The sequence below is a fragment of the Psychromonas antarctica genome, assembly GCF_022267535.1.
In the GTDB taxonomy this organism is placed as follows: domain Bacteria; phylum Pseudomonadota; class Gammaproteobacteria; order Enterobacterales; family Psychromonadaceae; genus Psychromonas; species Psychromonas antarctica.
This window is the reverse complement of record NZ_JAHNZV010000024.1, coordinates 1-21,077: the sequence shown is the minus strand read 5'-3', so window position 1 is coordinate 21,077 and position 21,077 is coordinate 1. Positions and strand designations below refer to the sequence as shown.

The 21,077-nt window shown below is 41.8% G+C and carries 18 protein-coding genes; 4 read left to right on the top strand and 14 right to left on the bottom strand.

Annotation, left to right across the window (positions count from 1 at the left end; translation table 11 throughout):
- Window positions 1–418 precede the first annotated feature (418 nt).
- Window positions 419–1,774, top strand: a complete 1,356-nt coding sequence (gene mgtE / locus KSO91_RS08025) for a magnesium transporter (protein ID WP_238742436.1) — start codon at window positions 419–421, stop codon at window positions 1,772–1,774.
- Between the two features lie 173 nt (window positions 1,775–1,947).
- Here mgtE and KSO91_RS08020 read toward each other — a convergent pair whose 3' ends face one another.
- From KSO91_RS08020 to KSO91_RS07960, 13 genes are all read right to left on the bottom strand, one after another.
- Window positions 1,948–2,646 carry a hypothetical protein gene (locus tag KSO91_RS08020; protein WP_238742435.1) on the bottom strand — a complete coding sequence of 233 codons (699 nt, stop codon included), beginning with the start codon at window positions 2,644–2,646 and terminating at the stop codon, window positions 1,948–1,950.
- A gap of 212 nt (window positions 2,647–2,858) precedes the next feature.
- Window positions 2,859–3,617, bottom strand: coding sequence for a uridine phosphorylase (gene udp / locus KSO91_RS08015; RefSeq protein WP_238742434.1), 759 nt, complete (start codon window positions 3,615–3,617; stop codon window positions 2,859–2,861).
- Between the two features lie 33 nt (window positions 3,618–3,650).
- A complete protein-coding gene (tkt, locus tag KSO91_RS08010) occupies window positions 3,651–5,639 on the bottom strand; it encodes a transketolase (RefSeq protein WP_238742433.1) in 1,989 nt (662 codons plus the stop codon).
- 209 nt (window positions 5,640–5,848) lie between these two features.
- The gene (locus KSO91_RS08005) at window positions 5,849–6,016 is read right to left on the bottom strand and encodes a XapX domain-containing protein (protein ID WP_238742432.1); all 168 of its coding nucleotides are present in this window, start codon (window positions 6,014–6,016) and stop codon (window positions 5,849–5,851) included.
- A gap of 284 nt (window positions 6,017–6,300) precedes the next feature.
- Entirely contained in the window at window positions 6,301–6,702 is a 402-nt protein-coding gene (gene cdd / locus KSO91_RS08000; RefSeq protein WP_238742431.1) for a cytidine deaminase, read from the bottom strand.
- A gap of 1 nt (window position 6,703) precedes the next feature.
- A complete protein-coding gene (locus tag KSO91_RS07995) occupies window positions 6,704–7,327 on the bottom strand; it encodes a hypothetical protein (RefSeq protein WP_238742430.1) in 624 nt (207 codons plus the stop codon).
- Window positions 7,328–7,373: 46 nt separating this feature from the next.
- A complete protein-coding gene (gene deoA / locus KSO91_RS07990) occupies window positions 7,374–8,708 on the bottom strand; it encodes a thymidine phosphorylase (protein WP_238742446.1) in 1,335 nt (444 codons plus the stop codon).
- A 100-nt stretch (window positions 8,709–8,808) separates the two neighbouring features.
- Entirely contained in the window at window positions 8,809–9,519 is a 711-nt protein-coding gene (gene deoD / locus KSO91_RS07985) for a purine-nucleoside phosphorylase (protein WP_238742429.1), read from the bottom strand.
- A 118-nt stretch (window positions 9,520–9,637) separates the two neighbouring features.
- Window positions 9,638–10,885 carry a phosphopentomutase gene (locus KSO91_RS07980; RefSeq protein ID WP_238742428.1) on the bottom strand — a complete coding sequence of 416 codons (1,248 nt, stop codon included), beginning with the start codon at window positions 10,883–10,885 and terminating at the stop codon, window positions 9,638–9,640.
- Window positions 10,885–11,658, bottom strand: coding sequence for a deoxyribose-phosphate aldolase (deoC, locus tag KSO91_RS07975; RefSeq protein WP_238742427.1), 774 nt, complete (start codon window positions 11,656–11,658; stop codon window positions 10,885–10,887). The genes KSO91_RS07980 and deoC overlap by 1 nt, the downstream gene beginning before the upstream one ends.
- A gap of 117 nt (window positions 11,659–11,775) precedes the next feature.
- Window positions 11,776–13,050, bottom strand: a complete 1,275-nt coding sequence (locus tag KSO91_RS07970) for a NupC/NupG family nucleoside CNT transporter (RefSeq protein ID WP_238742426.1) — start codon at window positions 13,048–13,050, stop codon at window positions 11,776–11,778.
- Window positions 13,051–13,166: 116 nt separating this feature from the next.
- Complete coding sequence (gene tal / locus KSO91_RS07965) at window positions 13,167–14,117, bottom strand: transaldolase (RefSeq protein ID WP_238742425.1); 951 nt, start codon at window positions 14,115–14,117, stop codon at window positions 13,167–13,169.
- A 578-nt stretch (window positions 14,118–14,695) separates the two neighbouring features.
- Complete coding sequence (locus KSO91_RS07960) at window positions 14,696–16,603, bottom strand: methyl-accepting chemotaxis protein (protein ID WP_238742424.1); 1,908 nt, start codon at window positions 16,601–16,603, stop codon at window positions 14,696–14,698.
- A 241-nt stretch (window positions 16,604–16,844) separates the two neighbouring features.
- On the opposite strand from KSO91_RS07960, the gene KSO91_RS07955 reads away from it, so the two are divergent.
- The 3 genes from KSO91_RS07955 to KSO91_RS07945 all read left to right on the top strand — a co-directional run bounded on the left by KSO91_RS07955 (window position 16,845) and on the right by KSO91_RS07945 (window position 20,156).
- Window positions 16,845–18,203 carry a hypothetical protein gene (locus tag KSO91_RS07955; protein ID WP_238742423.1) on the top strand — a complete coding sequence of 453 codons (1,359 nt, stop codon included), beginning with the start codon at window positions 16,845–16,847 and terminating at the stop codon, window positions 18,201–18,203.
- 161 nt (window positions 18,204–18,364) lie between these two features.
- Window positions 18,365–18,577, top strand: coding sequence for a 50S ribosomal protein L31 (gene rpmE / locus KSO91_RS07950; protein ID WP_238742422.1), 213 nt, complete (start codon window positions 18,365–18,367; stop codon window positions 18,575–18,577).
- A gap of 373 nt (window positions 18,578–18,950) precedes the next feature.
- On the top strand, window positions 18,951–20,156 hold the full coding sequence (locus KSO91_RS07945) for a BaiN/RdsA family NAD(P)/FAD-dependent oxidoreductase (RefSeq protein WP_238742421.1): 1,206 nt from the start codon (window positions 18,951–18,953) through the stop codon (window positions 20,154–20,156).
- 347 nt (window positions 20,157–20,503) lie between these two features.
- Here KSO91_RS07945 and KSO91_RS07940 read toward each other — a convergent pair.
- The coding region (locus KSO91_RS07940; RefSeq protein WP_238742420.1) for a tyrosine-type recombinase/integrase at window positions 20,504–21,077 on the bottom strand (574 nt) is incomplete at its 5' end.

Below are 21,077 nucleotides of genomic sequence, written 5' to 3'. Positions count from 1 at the left end.
CTACTGGTTAAATCATGCGTTAATAATAGTGCTTTAACCTCAGATTCTCCCCTATATCAAGAGTAGGGGGCTAAAGCAGAAAACTTCTCTAATACTCAAACTATCTCAAGATACAGCAATCAGTAAGCCAATAAATGATGAGATTGCAGGCAGAAAGTTTATGGTTTAATTGTTACAAATCAAATGCTTATAATAACGAAGCGCGCTGTTTATCGTCTTGCCATGTGGGAGCCTCTTGAGGTGATTTGGGTATATAATAAAATTAAGCATATGGGGATATTAGCCAATGAACTATTTCGCTAATAAGGCTTGATGCAATAAAGGATTCAGACTAAGTTACTGCGTAGCGACTTGCTAAGCACTCGTTATTAATTAACTTTCCGATAAATAGCCAAACGCACCATTACAAGTAGGTCCTATGAGCAATAATTTTAGCAAACTAGTGAGCAAATTAACGCATTCTTTGGAGCAAAAAAACGCCCAAGAACTATTGCTTTCGATTGAACAATGCCATCCTGCTGAATTGGGTCGATTAATTGAATCGTTACCGAATAAATATCGCGACGATTTTTGGAGCTTGATCCCAGTTAAATATAAGGGCGAAGTATTACTCGCGGTACATCGTGAGCTGCGCCTATTTTTAATCAAAAAAACCAGCGAAGCTGATCTCCTTAAATGCCTGTCTACTCTGCAAATGGATGAGTTGGCGGATATCGATGCAGATTTACCGTTATCAGTTGTGAGCGCCATGGTGGCGGCCATGGATAGTCAGCGAAAAGAGCGCTATCAGACCGTTGCCTCTTTTCCTGATAATACCGCTGGCGGGTTAATGGATGTTGATGCGACGGCGGTTAGAAAGGACGTTACTCTTAAAGCTGTGTATCGATATTTGTGTCAGTTGAGAAAAAAACAAGGCATGTTGCCTGAGCAGCTTGACCAATTAGTCGTTGTCGACAGAAAAAACCAGGTACAAGGGACCTTACATCTCAGTGACTTGGTCTCTTTAGATAACGCTTTGTCGGTTGGCGATGTGATGAGAACCGATGTGCCATTAATTGATTCGCTACAATCTGCTAGTCAGGTTGCGCAAATTTTTGAAGATCACGATTTAATATCGGCACCTGTAGTGGACAAAAATAATTGTCTTTTGGGACGGATAACCGTCGATGATGTTATCGATTTTTTGAAGCACAATTCAGAGCAGGGTTTATTGGCTTCTGCTGGTCTTAACAAAGAGTTGGACATGTTTGCCCCTGTCGCGCATATTTCTTTAAATAGGGCAATTTGGTTAGGCACTAATTTAATTACCGCATTTGTCGCGGCCTGGGTAATCGGCTTTTTTGAATCTTCAATCGAACAGCTCGTTGCACTAGCGGTACTGATGCCTGTAGTGGCAAGTATGGGCGGCGTCACCGGAAGTCAAACACTTACGGTTGTGACGCGAGGCATCGCCCGCGATCTGGTGAGTAGTGCTAATATTATTTCGCTGACCATTCATGAATTAAAAGTGTCTTTTATTAACGGACTATTATGGGCTGCGGTGGTTTTTTTAATTACCCTTTTTTGGTATGACGATTGGAAGTTAGGCAGTGTTTTTGCACTCGCACTTTTTGTTGTTAGTTTGACCGGCACTCTTTCCGGGGCCGTTATTCCTATTGTATTGAAAAAACTTGGAGTCGACCCTGCAATTGCTGGCGGAGTTATCTTGACCACCATTACTGATGCCGTGGGTTTTTTAATATTTTTGGGGACAGCGACCTATATTTTGATTTAATTGCAAATGTTATAGCGTTCTATGGTTACCTAACTGCATTCGTCATCATTGATTTGGCATTGCTAAAATGCTCTATCCCCAAGTGCTGAATAAGGTGGTTTGGGTATAAAAACCAGTTGAATTATTACAGCTGGTTTTTTGTTGCCTAGAGAAATGCAAATTGATGATCTTAATTATTCACTTTGATCTGCCTCATCTGCATGAGATGACGCTTCAAACTGCTCAACATCGGCTAATTTTCCAAACCAAAAATCTGAACTAATCATCTTAAATTGACGACTTAAACCTTCATTGGCTAGTGATTCTAGCTGCCACAAGATTCCTGCCGCTTGTGGAAATTGCGTACCCGTAATTTGATCTTCATATAATCGATGTAATAAAGCATCAGGAGAGGTTCCTGATGCTAAAAGACGTACCATCGATGCATGTAATGATTCATCAAAAATAGCCAAATCTTGTGCGTCTGCTGCCGTAATATCGACCATAAACTCAACACCAGTCGGCTCGGCAAAGACACCATTAAATGCTTCTCTCAATAATCCATAAGCACTAAAAAAACGTTCATGAAGTAAGCAATCAGAATACTCTTCCCACATTCTGTCGCCGACCATATCATTACTCAATTGATCAATTTTACCTTCAGTTAATTCACTGAATAAATGCGTTAAGACGATTTTTGCGGCTTCATTTGCCTTTAAATCATTTAGAGACATCATGCACATTTCTCTAAGTTCAGCGGCTTCCATTCCTTCTAAACCATCATCTAGCCCCATAATAGCCATTAATTGAAGATAATCTTTATTTGACCAAGCATTGGGGATTTTATTGATTTTACGAAAAGAACCAATTTGAACATTAAATTGAGCTTGCATGCTAATTCCTTCTTCTGAAGCGTCAAAAAGTAATGACGACTAGATAAATTACCACTCCACATGCACAATCGCAATACAGTAAATATAACCTTTAGCGGGATTCGCTAGTTTAATCGGGGTTGTTGGTGACTCGCGTTTAGTCGTTAACTAATGTCGATTTCGAGGAGGGGAAATGCAAACCCACTATATGAATAGTGGGTTATAAGATGCTTTTAGGCGAGCAGTTTTTTTGCCGCTGCAACGACGATTGATATCGCGCTCACTTCGGTTTTCTTCATGGTCGCTTCATCTGGGATCTCCTGCTGGGTGCGGTTTACAATCACACCTGCAACACAGGCAGCGCGCCAACCTTGAGAAGCACACATGGTAAATAGCGTTGATGATTCCATCTCATAGTTAAGCACGCCAAGATCTTGCCACTCTTGCATTGATCCTTTAAATCGACGGGTGATACGACCGGAGACCGTATCGTAACGTTCTTGACCCGGATAGAAAGTATCTGAAGAGGCGGTAATGCCGATATGCGGCTCAATACCGGCATCACGACAGGCGGCAACCATGGCCGTGGTACATTCAAAGTCTGCAACTGCTGGAAATTCCATTGGCGCAAAATGAAGACTCGCGCCGTCAAGGCGAACAGATGCCTGTGTAACAATCACATCACCAACATTCACTTGTGGCTGAATCGCCCCTGTTGTGCCAACGCGCAGGAAGGTCGTAACACCGAGTTGCGCTAGCTCTTCTACCGCGATAGACGTTGACGGGCCGCCGATACCTGTTGAACAAATAACCACCGCTTTGGTATCAATATAAGCTAAGTAGCTAGTATATTCGCGGTGACTTGCCAAGAATGTGGCGCCATCCATCAGTTCAGCTATTTTTTTAACGCGTTGTGGGTCGCCCGGTACAATTGCTAATTTTGCACCGTCTAACATCTTTTTGGTTAACCCTAAATGAAATACATCTGACATAAGAAACTCCTTTAATTAATGTTAATTATTTGTTTATAAGCTATTTGCTGTATTGACTATATTCTCAACGGTGAAACCGAACATTGCAAACAGCAACTCAGCAGGTGCTGACTCGCCAAAGGTGGTCATGCCAATAACTTTACCGTTCAGGCCCACATATTTGTACCAGTAATCAGCAATGCCCGCTTCAATAGCAATGCGTTTAGCAACCGATGCTGGTAATACAGATTCTTTGTATTGTGCGCTTTGTGTTTCAAAAACATCGGTACAAGGAAGAGAAACAACACGTACCGCTTTACCTTGTGCTGTTAACTCTTTGTGCGCTTCAACGGCAAGTTGTACTTCAGAACCCGTTGCAATCAAGATGATGTCTGCTGGCGTAGCGCTGTCCAATAAGACATACCCTCCTTTAGCGACATCACTTAATTGCTGTGCATCACGCGGTTGTGGTTGTAAGTTTTGGCGGCTAAAGACAAGTGACGTTGGACCATCAACACGTTCAATCGCTGACTTCCAAGATACAGCAGATTCGACACTGTCACATGGACGCCAAATATTCATATTCGGCGTTAAACGTAGGCTCGCAATCTGTTCAACGGGTTGGTGAGTGGGACCATCTTCACCCAGACCAATTGAGTCATGGGTAAATACTTGAATTGCACGCTGTTTCATTAATGCCGACATACGTAAACCGTTACGAGCATATTCCACAAACATCAGGAAGGTTGCACCAAAAGGAATAAACCCTCTATGTAATGCCATTCCGTTAACAATCGCAGACATAGCAAATTCACGGACGCCGTAATGTAAGTAATTGCCTGAAGCATCGCTAGCCGTAATTGCTTTTGTACCCGACCACATGGTTAGGTTTGATGGTGCTAAATCTGCAGAGCCACCGAGCAGTTCAGGCAACATTGCACTAAATGCTTCAATACAGTTTTGTGATGCTTTACGTGTGGCAATATTAGCAGAATTTGCTTGTAAATCAGCAATGTATTGTGTTGATTTGGCTTCCCAATCAGCGGGGAATTCGTTATTAATACGGCGTTTGTATTCTGCCGCTAATTCAGGGAACGCAGCAGCATAAGCTGCAAATTTATCATCCCAAGAGGCTTCAACAAGCTGGCCTTTATCAACGTTATTCCAACGAGCATAGATATCTTCTGGAATTTCAAAATCACCGTAGTTCCAGCCTAATGCTTTACGTGTCGCGATAATTTCATCTGCACCTAAAGGAGCACCGTGACAATCGTGTGTACCTTGTTTCGCAGGTGAACCGAAACCGATAATTGTTTTACAACAAATCATTGTTGGTTTAGTGGTTTCTGCTTGTGCAGCTTCAATAGCCGTTTTAATCTCCGCGCTGTTATGACCATCAACTGAAATAACCTGCCAGCCGTAAGCAGCAAAACGTTCTGGAGTATTGTCTGTAAACCAACCATCAACATCACCATCAATCGAGATGCCGTTGTTATCCCAGAAGGCGATTAATTTGCCTAGACCTAAGGTGCCCGCGAGTGAACAGGCTTCATGGGAAATGCCTTCCATCAGGCAACCATCGCCTAAGAACGTGTAGGTATGATGGTCAACAATATCGTGCCCTGCACGGTTGAACTGTGCCGCTAATGATTTTTCAGCAATTGCCATCCCCACTGCATTTGCAATACCTTGACCTAATGGGCCAGTGGTGGTTTCAACTCCGGGGGTATATCCATATTCCGGGTGGCCAGGTGTTTTAGAGTGAAGCTGACGGAATGATTTTAGATCCTCAATAGACAAATCATAACCCGTTAAATGTAGCAGAGAGTAGAGCAACATAGAGCCGTGCCCGTTGGATAGCACAAAGCGATCGCGATCTGCCCATTGCGGGTTAGTTGGACTATGTTTTAAGAAATCACGCCAAAGGACTTCAGCGATATCCGCCATCCCCATTGGTGCACCAGGGTGGCCTGAATTTGATTTTTGAATAGCGTCCATACTAAGGGCACGAATTGCATTCGCTAACGCTTGATGAGAGGGCATCTGTTTCTCCTGATTAGGTTAAGTTAGTTATATATAACAAACGTATTAAATAAATGATCAGTGTTGCTGCTTTAAATGAACTATCTCAGCGTTGTGAATTTTATGAAGAGAACAATCATTCATAAAATTCAGGCATTGATCTAATGCATTTTCTGTGTGTAATACAAGATCACAAAGTTAATACATTTGGTATTCACAATAGCCAGTAATTATAGGTAATTACTGATATATTGCTGAAAGATAAGTCCACCCATATAGACGCCAGCAATGCCCATAATACCGGGTAAAACGGGCGGCGCGGGTAGCGGTAATTTTAAAAACGAGAAAATCAGGCCAACGATAAGCCCCGCGAATAATGCCATTAAAATTTGTTGCATCTTGATACCTAGGTAGTGGAGTAATGGCAATAAGTTTATTTATTCAGTGGCCCATAAAATGCGACCCGGATCGCTATAACTGGCATTATTGGATTTATGTTTTGACCCGTTAACAAAATATGTTGTTTGCAAGTTGATGTTTTTCCCTAAAAAATAGAGGTGAGGAAATCTCTTACGTTGGTGCTTGGTAAATGGTTTGAGGGAATGATGGCGCTAGGCTTAAATGGATGGGAGCAGTCGCTATTTACTTTGGTAGCAGATAAATAGCGACGCTAAGTCAGAGGTTACAGTTCAGCACCTAAAAAAGCATGTGGTAGCAATTCGGCAATAGAGAACGTTTCGACATCAGTTTGGGAAGCATAACAGTAAACCATCGCATCATTGGCCGATTGCTCTGCAATGACTTGTCGGCACGATCCGCAAGGATAAGCTTTTACTAGTAATTTCTCTGCATTACGGCCGAGTGTATGTACCTCTTTGATATCACCTACTTTTATCCCTTCTGTTACCGCTGTTTGCAGGGCATTACGCTCCGCACAATTGGTCGTTGGGTAAGCGGCTGATTCAACATTAACGCCTTTATAAACCTGATTATCTTTGGTCACCACAATTGACGCGACATTAAAACCGGAATAGGGTGCATAGGACATATCAAGTAGTGTATTAAGCTCTGTGAAATAGTTCATCTTATAGTCTCTTTATGTAGGTGTGAGGATCGCTTTGTGATTGTTTCACAAAGCCCATTTTCTCAAGGTAAAAGCAATGCTTTTGATCGCTAGCGATTGCCTTTAATGTGTTGATTCCTTTCTGTTTAATAAACTCTGGGTGGCTATTGTAATAATAATTTCCAAGTTTAAAATCTCGATATCTTGGGGTAACGTAATCCAGCATCATTGTAAAAACGCCATCTTCTTCTATTTGACCTGCAAGTAGTCCGGCGATATTGTTATCGCGTAACATATAGAATGCTGTATCGGCTTTTTTTAATTGCTCTAGGGCAATCTGTTTTTCAATGTCATCTTGATGAACGCTAATAAAATGGTCGAAATATTGTGAATCACTTTCCGCTGAAATTATTTTGAACTCTTCTTTGCTATTGTAAATCTGATAAAGATAATAAATATTAATGCAAGCAATGCTTAGATTCATAAATATAGTGGGTACAGAATCGATGAAGTAAGCAAAAGAAGCAAAAAGCAGGCACCCGATAAAATTGATCACCCTTAATTTGATAATTGAAGTCATCGTCAATGAGACCAAAACGACCATTGACGCCAAATATCCAAACCACTCTACCCAATCAAATTCCATAATAATCCCTTAATATCTTGTTAAATAGGGTTAACCTATTGATTTATCATATGTCTTGTAACCGTATACGACGGTAAATTTGTATTTCAGACTCGGGTTTATCTGCGCCACAAATAATGGCGCGTTGAATAGCCCGTTCAGCCTCTAAGAACTGCGCTTCGCTACGTGCATGGATCATGGCCAGCGGTTGTTGTGAATTAACCTGATCACCAATAGAGACAAAACCATTAAGACCAACAGCATAATCGATAGGATCAGATGATTTCATTCTGCCCCCCCCCATATTAACCACTGCCATACCCAATGCACGGGTATCCATTGATTGTACTATGCCTGAATTAGGAGCATAAACAGGGCGTATGATTTCAGACTTCGGTAGATATTTATTATGATTTTCTACAAAATCTGCAGGACCGCCCAATGCACTGACCATTTTAGCAAAGACTTCAGCCGCTTTACCGTTATCCAGCACTGCTTGCAGTTTTGTTGTCGCTTCGGCGTCATCTTTTGCAAGACCGCTTAATACCAGCATCTCACTACATAATGCCATGGTAACTTGATGTAAACGTGGGTTAACGTATTCGCCGGTTAAAAATTGCACTGCTTCACGTACTTCAAGTGCATTGCCTGCACTGCTTGCCAGTACTTGATTCATATTGGTCAGTAGAGCGGTAGTTTTGCAACCAGCACCATTGGCCACCGCGACAATACTTTTTGCTAATTCTTCAGATGCCTCATAAGTCGGCATAAATGCGCCGCTACCGGCTTTAACGTCCATGACTAAGGATCCAAGCCCTGAAGCGAGCTTTTTCGATAGAATCGATGCGGTGATCAGCGGAATGGATTCAACGGTAGCGGTAATATCACGTGTTGCATAAAAACGTTTATCAGCAGGGGCTAAATCACCTGTTTGGCCAATAATGGCAACACCGACATTTTTAACGATTTGACGAAAATGCTCAGCACTATCTGGAGTGGTTTTATACCCAGGAATGGCGTCTAATTTATCTAACGTTCCACCGGTGTGCCCTAGTCCACGACCTGAAATCATTGGCACATACCCCCCACAAGCAGCTACCATTGGGCCTAACATTAAAGAGGTGACATCACCGACGCCGCCGGTTGAGTGCTTGTCTACCACTGGCCCATCTAACTCAAGTGACTGCCAGTCTAAAACCTGTCCGGAGTCACGCATCGCAGAAACCAGTAATACACGTTCATCCATGTTCATATCTTGGAAATAGATGGCCATTGCAAATGCGGCAATTTGACTTTCTGTTACTGAATTGTTGGTGATACCTTTGATAAAAAAATCAATTTCTTGCTTGCTTAGCACTTTGCCATCGCGTTTATTACGGATAATTTCTTGTGGAAGTAATATCATTTTAGCGGCTCCAGAGAGACTCAATTTGCTAAATAAGGGATCTAGCCAAAGTGTTTTTCTGCAATGCAGCCACTTTGGCTAGCTATCTATTGTTTGATTACTCCGCAACAACGGAATCGAGCGCAATGATCAACATTTCATTGAAGCTACTTTGACGCTCCTCTGAAGAGGTTTTTTCACCCGTGCGAATATGATCTGATACGGTCAGGATACACAGCGCATTTGCACCTTCTTCTGCTGCAACGCCATATAAACCAGCGGCTTCCATTTCGACACCGAGAATGTTGTATTTTTCTAATGTGTCGAACATTTGTGGCTCGGGTGTATAAAACAGATCCGCAGAGAAGATATTACCCACACGCGCTTTAATACCGTGAGCCTTGGCGGAATTAACCGCTTTTTCTAACAGTTCATAACTGGCAATTGCTGCAAAATCATGGCCGGAAAAACGCGAGCGGTTTACTTTAGAATCGGTCGATGCCCCCATACCGATGATCACATCACGTACTTTGATATCATTACTCACCGCGCCACAACTGCCGACACGAATAATATTTTTTACACCATATTCACGGATCAATTCAGTTGCGTAAATAGAGCAAGAAGGGATGCCCATGCCACTGCCCATGACTGAAACACGTTTGCCTTTATAGGTGCCGGTAAAACCAAGCATATTACGTACATCGGTTACTTGCACCGCATCATCTAAGAAATTTTCTGCAATATATTTAGCACGCAGCGGATCGCCAGGCATTAAAACTGTTTCTGCAAAAGCGCCGTCTACGGCATTAATATGAGGTGTTGCCATTTTTTTATTCTCCATTTAACTGTTTAGTATCAGGTCGATAAAAGCGTATTTTAGACGACCTGAGTGAATGCAAATGAGGCAGGCTCATTTGCAAGAGGGCTATAACGAAAGCTATCAATTAGTTAAAAATATTTTTACCGTAATCAAGCTCAGGTAGATTGTGGTGGTCTGCAATTGTCTGACCTATATCGGCGAATGTATGCCGTAGGCCAACGGAACCGGCTTTAATCGATTTACCATAAAAAATAACCGGAATATGTTCCCTAGTATGGTCTGTGCCTTTCCAAGTTGGATCGCAGCCATGATCAGCGGTGATCACTAAAACATCTTCATCACTGAGCAGCGCCAGCATTTCAGGTAGACGTTTATCAAAATATTCCAGTGCGGCTGCATAACCGGCGACATTACGACGATGTCCGAAATCAGCATCAAAATTGACAAAGTTGGTGAAGATAATTGTTTGATCACGCGCTTCTTTAAACTCCGCTAAGCTGGCATTAAATAATGCTTCAATGCCATTTGCTTTGGTCGCTTTGGTGATCCCTTGGGTTGCAAAAATGTCGGAAATTTTACCGATACTGACCACCTCTCCGCCAGAATCCTTCATGCGGTCGAGCAGGGTCGGGGCCGGTGGTAGCACTGAATAATCATGGCGGTTACCTGTGCGTGCAAAATCACTGCTTTTGGTGCCACTAAAAGGACGAGCAATAACGCGGCCGATATTGTATTTATCGACCAGTTCTCGGGCGAGCTCAGATAACCGATAAAGGCGCTCTAAACCGAAACTTTCTTCATGGCAAGCAATTTGAAAAACACTGTCGGCAGAAGTATAAAATATAGGTTTGCCAGTTTTAATATGTTCTTCGCCTAGTTCTTCAAGAATGATGGTGCCTGAGGAGTGACAGTTACCTAAATAACCTGGTAAATCTGCGCGTTTCACCAACTCATCGAGTAGTTCCTGAGGAAAGCTATTTTGTTTTTGGGTAAAGTATCCCCAATCAAACAGCACCGGTACGCCGGTTATTTCCCAGTGTCCGCTAGAGGTGTCTTTGGCTGTAGAAAGTTCTTTGGCATAACCGTAAGCGGCGACTGGCTCAACGGACTGATCAAGACCCGCTGGAAAATAGCCCGAGCTTTCATAACAAGCACGTCCCATGCCGAGTTTATTCATATTTGGGATACTAAGCGGACCGTTACGACCGATATCTGCCAGTCCCTGCGCACACTGTTGTGCTATATGTCCGAGTGTATTTGCGCCAACATCATTAAATTCACTGCCATCGGCAAGCGAACCGATAAACTTGTCGGCATCCTTTGCAGCGCCTACGCCAAAAGAATCTAACAATAGGATAATAGTACGTTTCATTAATATGCTCCTGCTGGTGCTTTTTTAGTGCTTAACTTCAACTCAGATAATAGATTCACTAATAAGCTAGATGCACCAAAACGGAAGTGATCACTATTGACCCAATCATTTCCCATAAGATCACGCGCGAGTTGCATATAATCATTGGCAGCTTGAGCGTCTTTAACTCCGCCTGCCGCTTTAAAGCCGACATCACGGCCAGAGGCTTTAATTGCTTCGAGCATGACTTTAGTGGCTTCTAAGGTGGCATTTACAGCAACTTTACCCGTAGAGGTTTTAATGAAATCGGCACCTGCAGCAATACAGATTTCACTGGCTTGTTTAATTAGCGCGGGCGTTTGTAATACGCCAGATTCAATAATTACTTTAAGTGTGACTTTATCGCCACAGATTTCGCGGCAAGCTTTGATCATGGTTGCACCAATCTCGCTATTACCGGCCATCAGTGCGCGATAAGGAAAAACCACATCCACTTCATCTGCGCCATAAGCAACAGCAGCACGGGTTTCAGCTAGCGCTATCGCTAAGTCATCATTACCGTGTGGGAAATTTGTTACGGTCGCAATTTTAATATGCGCGCAGTTTTGTGCAGCTAATGCTTTTCGAGCAATCGGAATAAAACGAGGGTAAATACATACAGCCGCAGTATCACCTGCCGCTGTGTGTGCATCCGCACATAACTGAAGCACTTTTTGATCCGTGTCATCATCGTTTAGTGTGGTCAGATCCATTAATTGGATAGCCTGACGGGATGCGATTTGCAAATCACTCATTATTTAGCTCCTTTTTTCTTAAGTAAGGTGTCCAAGCCGCTCAGAATCTGTTTCCAAGCGTTTGGGGATATATCAGCCGCAGTCAATGGTGATTGCTAGCGGCTCTTGATGCAGATATTAAGCAAGGCTCGTTGCGCTCATGGCGAAGAAAATACCCACTAAACACGCACTCATAAAGTTAGAAAGGGTACCTGCAAGTACCGCTTTCAATCCCATGCGCGCAATATCAGGGCGACGTGATGGTGCTAGAACGCCTAGTCCGCCGAGTAAAATTGCCATTGAAGATAAGTTCGCAAAGCCACATAAGGCGACAGTCACGATCACTTGTGAGTTCATGCTCAATGTATCTTTGATCGACATAAAATCGATATAAGCAACAAATTCATTCACGACTAATTTTTGACCAAGTAAACTACCGACTTGCATCGCTTCAGACCATGGCACACCAATTAGAAAAGCGATGGGAGCGAACAGGTAACCTAAGATCACTTGTAGTGTTAATGCATCTACACCAAATAATCCGCCTGCAGCGCCTAACATGGCATTAATTAATGCAATCAGGGCGATAAACGCGATTAACATGCCGCCGATATTTAATGCTAAGTGAAGACCATCGGATGCACCGGAAGCGGCTGCGTCAATGACATTGACGGGTTTAGCTGCTGCATTTTCAGCGATATCTTGCTCTGTTAACTGTTCCATTTCATCTTTCGGAGACTCTGTTTCTGGCTCTAACAGCTTGGCCATCAATAGACCGCCCGGTGCAGCCATGAAAGATGCTGCAATCAGGTACTCAAGACTCACACCTAACGACGCATAACCGGCCAACACTGAACCCGCAACCGACGCAAGACCCCCCGCCATGACGGCAAAAAGCTCAGAACGTGTCATTGAACGGATAAAGGGTTTAACTACGAGGGGAGCTTCTGTTTGACCGACAAAAACGTTGGCCGCCGCTGACATTGATTCCGTGCGACTGGTGCCCAGTGCTTTTTGCAGTGCACCACCAAATATTCTGATAATAAACTGCATAATGCCCATATAATAAAGGACAGCCATGAGTGACGCGAAGAAGATAATAATAGGCAATACTCTAAAGGCGAAGATAAAACCGCCACCGCCGAATACTTCAAACATTTGGTTGGAAACGAGGCCACCAAATAGAAAGCTAATACCCGCATTGGCGCTATTAATGACGGTTTGTACGGCTGATGAGATGCTGCCCAATACGCTTGCACCTGAATCTGTGAAAATAACAATTGCGGGTATAATAGCTTGTAGTGCAAAAGCCCCCCCAACGGTGCGCAGATTAATCGCTTTACGATTACTCGAAAAGAGTACCGCGATAATAATCAATGAGATTATCCCTACTAAACCCATAATAATTTGCATCTTAAATCTCCATTTAATGTATGTGTTAGGCTCAATAAAACTGTTTTTATTAGCCATTTTTATTGCTTTTTGTACAAGCCAATCTTGCTTATTGGCTTTATCTCTTTAAAAAACAGTTAAAGGCGTTGTTTTATCATTTCTTCTAATTTGTCTTGGTCGATAGCGAAGTTACGGATCCCTTCGGCTAGTTTTTCTACCGCCATCGGGTCTTGATTGTGCGCCCATAAAAATTGTGATTCGTTTAACGCGGTGGGTGCTGTTTCTATTTTAGTCGTTGCGGTGAGTGCTGCGTGCACATCGCCCTGTTGATCTTCAAGTTCTTGTAATAATTGCGGGCTGATAGTCAATCTGTCACATCCGGCCAAGGCCAATATCTCACCTGTATTTCTAAAACTTGCACCCATCACGACGGTTTTATAAGCGTGCGCTTTGTAATAGCGATAAATATTTGCCACAGATTTAACGCCTGGATCTGACTCTGGTGTAAAATCACGGCCCTCATTCTTTTTGTGCCAATCCATAATACGGCCGACAAAAGGTGAAATAAGGAATACGCCTGCTTCAGCGCAGGCCTGTGCCTGAGCAAAAGAAAATAGTAGGGTCAAATTACAATTTATGCCCTCTTTCTCCAATATTTCAGCAGCGCGAATGCCTTGCCAAGTAGCGGCTAATTTAATTAAAATGCGGTCATTGTTAATACCCGCATCATTGTACATTTTGATTAGTTGGCGCGCTTTGATAACACTCGCTTGTGTATCATACGAGAGGCGGGCATCTACTTCAGTTGAAATGCGACCCGGTACACTTTGTAATATTGTTTTACCGATATTCACCGCTAAACTGTCACAGGTATCTTGCACTTGTTGTTGTACTGAACTGCTTTGCGCTTTTGCATAAGCAATTGCTTCGTTTATTAATGGCGCATAACCCGTCAGTTGGGCTGCCTTTAGAATAAGTGATGGGTTGGTTGTCGCATCCTCAGGTTGATATTTTTGTATCTCCTCAATATCACCTGTATCTGCAACCACTGTTGTGAGCTTTCGTAATTGATCTAATTTACTCGCCATGAAATTAACCTTCTAATAAAATATGTAGGGGGCTGCAAGTGATAAGTTATCACCGATTTTAAATTTTTTTAAAGGTAACTTAGCTACCTATTTGAAAACTTTTATCTTATAAAAAGCAGTGCTAAAAGTAAGTTGATGTTCAAACTCGCTATTAAAGAGATCTTAATTTGCTTACTTTGCCGATGCCCTGTTTATGTAAAGAAGTGTATTTATTAAATAACATGTAAAGTGTGATCTATAGCTACAGAACTATATTTGTTCGCTTCTTTTTTATTTCGATAACAAAATCTGTTGTTTGTGGTCTGGTGTTATTATAAGCAAGAAATAAGCGTTGAGTTGAAAATAAGATGCGTTGTAAAATGGTTGCGCTAGCGTTGTCGATAACTGCTTTAATCGGCTTGTTTTTGTTGATTGCAATGGACTAACCACTGGCACCTGAATTAAGGCTGTTAGTTCCCGCATATTACGCCTTATTCTGTTCTCTGAGCAGAGTCCTGATGAAGCGTGTTGAGTGTCATGGGGATATAAAACAGCCGACAACAAAGAGTGGTCGGCTGTTTACGACGTGCGTAGGTTTTTTATAGTTTAAATCGTTTCACTAAGCTATCTAGGCGCATCGCCATTGTAGTCAGAGACTCACTGGATGAGGCTATACTCGTTGCAGTTTCTGCACTGCTTTCAGTGCTGTCACTAATGGCATGTACATGAATATTTATTTCCCCTACGACTGTAGCCTGTTCCTCAGTAGCAGTGGCAACCTGCGTATTTAAATCAGAAATTTGTTGAATATTTGCAACTATTTCATCGAGTGCTTGGTTGGTTTTATTCGCATCGGTCACTCCCATCTCGGCAGTGTTTTTGCTTTCTCTTACGCCATCAACCGCACGCTTAGATTCTGCTTGTAACTGGTTTATCATCTGATTAATTTCATCGGTTGATTCGCTGGTGCGTTTCGCCAAGTTGCGCACCTCATCGGCGACTACGGCAAAGCCTCGTCCTTGCTCGCCCGCTCGCGCCGCTTCAATGGCGGCGTTCAATGCAAGTAAATTGGTTTGCTCTGAAATGCCACGAATAACGTCGAGCACGCTGCTAATGGTATCGCTTTTATTGGCTAAAGATTCGATGGTGTGTGAAACTGATTCCATGCTCTGCGCCATCTGGAGAATGTTTTCCGTTGACACTTTTACCACTGATTGCGCACTCTTAGCTTGTCGAGTGGCTTCATTTGTAGCATCGGCTGCCTGCGAGGCATTAGTCGCAATTTCAGCGATGGTCGCGCCCATTTCACTGATAGCTGTTGCCACTTGTGTAGCTATATCACGTTGTTCTTGTGCATCTAAACTTGACTGTTGTGCATCTTGAGAAACTTTCAGTGATGCCTCGCGGACCTCCCGAGAGGTGGTAGAAACATCATTCACGACAGAATGGATTTTATTGATAAAGGTATTAAAGCCGCGCGCTAAATTAGCAACTTCTTCGCCGCTAGTTTCATTGAGTCGGTAACTAAGATCTCCCTCTCCTTCACCTAGCTCTTTGAATAAATCGGCCAAATGATTGATAGGTTTAGTCAAACTTTTTGCTAAAAAGATGCTGATAAAGAGAAATATAATAACCACAATAGCGAACCACATAGCCATATGATTTCGCGACTCGTTAAGACCCATATAAAGTTCTGCTTTAGGCACTTCCGCGATCACATACCAACCTAGGCTGGGGATATAACTGCTTGCCACAACCAGATCCGTTGTTTCTTGAAATGCGAATCCTTTTTTAGATAATAAAGTTTGAATATCAATATCGCCGTAAATATCTGCAAGTGTTATTTTCTCACTTTTTTCTTTGTCTTTATGTATTTTCACCAGACCTGAATTATCAACAAGATAAACAAAGCCGGTCTGTTCAATTTTAAAACTGTTTAAGTAATCGACCATATCATTAAATGATTTTGATAAACCGGAAACGCCTCTGCCATCAACCTCTTGGTAGTTAATAAAAACATCTACGTCGCCATTGGGGTAGCCATAAGTGCTTGCTGACTCTGCTTGGCCGCTATTTTTGAACGCAAAAAACCATCCATCTCGGTCATCATCCTGAAGAACACGCAAAAATCCATCCTGATTCCAATAACGCGCGCTTTCTCTATCTGCAAAAGAGGCATTGCTGAGGTGGTTATCTTGAGCAATTTTACTGAGCATGTTAATCATCTTCGCTTCATTTTCGGGGCTTAAATCAGAGTTAAGTCCATCGAGAAGAAAAGGGTTGGTGGCAATCGCTTTGGTCAGGGCTTTCATTTCCGAAATATTGCCATCGACGGCATTACGGACACGTTGTAGTAGATTGGGTAAATCCGACTGTTGTAGTCGCGAGATCAGAAGTTCCTTGGCTTTTGAATGGCCTACAAATCCAACGATGCTGGTCGAAATAATAACAGCCATTAACATGGCAATTACTAGCTTAGAGCGAATTGAGAGGGTTGAAAATTTCATCAAGCAGATCCTATGGGTGGTATTTAGTGAATTATCTCTGATAAAGAATAGTGCAGCCGAAACTTGGATGCGTTCAGTATCATAATTTTTTTGTACATAGATCACGGTGTTGATTAAATAAATGGATCTAGAGTTTATTTATGAAAGGCGATCTTAGATGTGATCTATACCGACTCTTTAATATTTACTACTATAGCTCAGATTTTGTTAACAAAATATGTTGTTGTGTTGTTAGGGGGATATGATGATTGAATTTAGGAAAAATTTTAATTGCTGCAAAACCATCGCATGTAAAAATTTCGGCGTGGTTGATAGTGAAGACTATATACACAAAAGTAGGCGCTTGGGGTATCTGTCAATAGAATGCAAAGCGTGCGGTAGTAATCCTCCTTGGATCAATAATCAATTGGTTAGCAAACTACTGCAAGAAAAATTAGAGTCTCAATTTGGGCAAAAATTAACTGACTGCCCTAAATGCAGCCACTATTTTTTTATCACAGAAAAAACCACCACCAAGCTGCATGGCTTTACATCTGCAGGCACGCAAAGAAAAAAGTGCACGCAATGCAATACGGTTTTTACAGTGCCGCATTATAAAAACAGTGATGCGCTTAAAGCAGTACTGGCAACTATTGTTGCACATCAAGATATGCGCGAGTCGATTAAAAGCAGCGGACTTTCAGCGCGGTTATACTATTTTTACCTTAACAAACTTGCCCTTATTCTTTCTAACTTCAGTCGACTAAATGAACAGGCCATTATTAAAAGGCACTATTTAGCCCTGCACACACAAGGAAAACGCTTTGATCTTGACCATAAAAGGGGGATCTATACTTTAATTACCTCTGAGGTAAAAAGTGGATATATATTGCTGCAAAGTAATAACTTAACGCAACTGGCGCTACAAGATAAAGATATTTATTGCTCACTGGATAACACTGTCATTGCAATGGAAAACGTTGTTAATGCTGAAAATGTACTGATTGACAGGTATGCACAACATCTTAATAGGAAGCATTTTGAACAACTATTGGTCGGTGAATTAAAGCCGATAACCAACAGCCACTTAATCTATCCAGATAAAGTGGCTTATATACACTTTCAGCTATTAAAAGCCTTCACCCTCAAAACTGCCCAATATGCGCATTATATTGAGCACGAAAGCGTGCTCAGATCCGCTGCACTAATGGCATCCTATAGCGAGATACAAAACGCGAATGCAGATGTTTACTTCTTTGTTCCCTTTGCTCAAACCACAGACCACTTACAGGGTAAAGAGATAGGTTGGTGGAAAGATAAATGGTTTACTAATGAGCAGGGAGCCTATTGCCAAATAACCTCTAAGCAAGATAAAGGTGTTTTCCGCTTATACGCGAGTGAGGGGGTTGAGCACTTTTATTCCTATTTAAATAAGCACATGAACAAAGGCGTAAATAGTCGCCACGTGATTGATAACCTATCTGAAATTCATCGTGTTATTTTTAACTACTGTGATTTAATAAACGGCCATACAAGGGCTAATGTGTTTATCGCCACAGATAAAATATACACGCCAGCATCGCTATTAGATGAAGCGTTAAAGATGACGGTAGTCGGGTGAAGGGTAAACTGTAAAATAGCGTGTTTTTTATGTTGTATTTTTATTGTGCATTCCTATATAATTTGCATCCTGAAATTTAATGATAAATACGTGTGGTACTTTGTTGAGTGAAATGATTCTCTCAAACAGAGCAGCGATGCGGCCCAATAGAGGTTTTCCTAATGAAAAATGCTATTCATCCTGAATACAAAGAAATCACAGCGACTTGTTCTTGTGGTAACGTAGTTAAAGTTGGCTCAACAGCTGGCAAAGATTTAACACTAGATATCTGTGGCGCATGTCACCCTTTCTACACTGGTACTCAGCGTGTTGTTGATACTGGCGGTCGTATTGAAAAATTCAAAAATCGTTTTGGCGCACTTGCTTCTAAATAATTTTTTAGAAAAGCCAATTGATTTTAAGAAGGTGCCTTGTGGCGCCTTTTTTTTGCTTGGCAAAGTTAGAAAGTAGGGCTGCTTGTAATAAATCTGTATTACCCGTTATTTAATAATAACGCCGCAATTTCTAACGTCCATTGCTAGCCTCTCTATTTAACTACCTCAAACAGTAGGTGATGTAAAAACTAACTTTTACTTATTACCCAATCTAGTACCTCTTTCTGAACAATTTCAAGCGACATGGAATTGTCTTTTAAGTATTAAAAAGCGGCTCAGTGGATTGAGATTTGGACCCCTTCCCGCTTTTCTTTACTCTTCGTTTACGACTAAATAGTGTATCCTTAGCGCCCTAAATTAAAGAGGTGAATTTATGTGGGATGTCATAATCATAGGTGCGGGTGCATCGGGGTTAATGTGTGCAATTGAAGCAGGTAAACGCGGGCGTAAAGTCTTAGTCGTTGATCATGCAAAACGTGCAGGACAAAAAATCATAATGAGTGGCGGCGGACGCTGTAATTTCACCAACCTCTATGTAGAGCCAAGCAACTTTCTTTGTGATAATCCGCATTTTGTAAAGTCAGCACTAAGTCGATATACCCAATGGGACTTTATTGCGCTGGTGGATAAGCATAAAATTAGCTGGCATGAACGCGATCACGGACAACTCTTTTGTGATGATAGCGCCAAACAGATAGTGCAGATGCTGCTCGATGAAGCTCGAGACGCGGGCGTTAAAATCCAGTTACAGTGTGAAATTATTGCGCATACCCAGATTAAAGATAAGCACTTTAGCGTACAAACCAAACTTGGTCATTATGAATGTGAGTCTCTTGTTGTTGCCTCTGGAGGATTATCGCTGCCAAAAATGGGTGCGACCCCACTCGCCTATAAAATTGCTGAGCAATATCAGTTACCCGTGAAAACAACGCGTGCAGGACTCGTTCCCTTTACCCTGCAGCAGGCACAAAAAGAGCTGTTTACCCCCTTATCCGGGATTAGTTTTCCGGCAACAGCCAGTTGTGAAATAGCAGACAAACGTAATAAAGTAAAAACGGTCAGTTTTACGGAGGCATTACTCTTTACCCATCGTGGGTTAAGCGGCCCCGTTATTTTACAGATATCAAACTATTGGCAGGCGGGCGAAAAACTGACATTAGATCTGCTTCCAACACTAGATCTAGTGGCCGAACTAGGCCATGCGCAACAGAATCGTCCAGATCAGGCATTAAAAACATTGCTATCACAGCAGTTACCCAAACGTGTGGTTGAGTGTCTGTTAATGGCGGCCGACATTGAAAGCCTACCGTTAAAGCAGTATAACGACAAACAGTTGCAACAGATCGCGGATCTGTTTCATCACTGGTCACCACAAATCAATGGCACTGAAGGTTATCGCACTGCGGAAGTGACATTAGGGGGAATCGATACTGATTTTATCTCTTCGAAAACGATGCAATGTAAAACGGTTGAAGGTTTATATTTTATCGGTGAGGCGCTTGATGTCACTGGTTGGTTGGGGGGATTTAACTTTCAGTGGGCATGGGCAAGTGGCTGGGCAGCAGGGCAAGAGGTTTAGTTGTGAAAGTATTTAAATTTAGACAAAGGTATTAAAAGTTAGACAAACACGGCGTTTGTCTAATATTCCAATGAAAAATTTAGTGAGAGTTAACAATAGTTTTAGTGAATGGGTGTTGGATAGTTTTATTTGGAAAAAGTTAACTTACTTTCTCTTCGCGCCTTACATAATTAATAGTCATCACCTATTATTACGCTTACTTTGGAAAAAACGAGTGCGGAGTGTTTTAGTAGCAGAAGTGCTTTGAGTCATAAAGTAAATTAGTAATATTATTCGATTCATTCAATTATATTGATCTAAAAACTGTTGAAATAACATTTTTAACATAATAAATAAGTTCTTCTTTATTATATTTTTTTACCAACCATTAAATCTGATAGTGGGCTTCTTACACAATTTGAACCAGCTTGTAATACATGAGTATAGATTTGAGTGGTACGGATATCTGAATGTCCTAATTGCTCTTGTACGGTGCGAATATCTGCACCACGCTGCAATAAGTGTGTTGCAAAAGAGTGTCGTAATGTATGGCAAGTAACTTGTTTTTTAAAGTCTAAAGTAGGCGCTGCATTTTTCACGGCTTTTTGTATATTACTTTCATGTATATGGTGTCGTTTTAGATTTGCAGTGCCAGGTTCAAATGATAGTTGTGAAGAAGGAAATAAATAGTGCCACTTTAGTTCTTTAGCTGCATTCGGATATTTACCTGCCAGTGCATGAGGTAAATAGACCCCTTGATAATCGGTCCGTTGCATATCTTGTTGATAATATAAATTAACTTTAGACATTTGATCGAGGGTGTAAAAAGAATTGTGTAAACGTTCATTATCTATAACCTTATCAAAGGCCATTATAATGAGTAACACAATGAATAAAGAAAAACTGCAAGCACTCGCAAATGAGTTAGCCAAAGACCTTAAA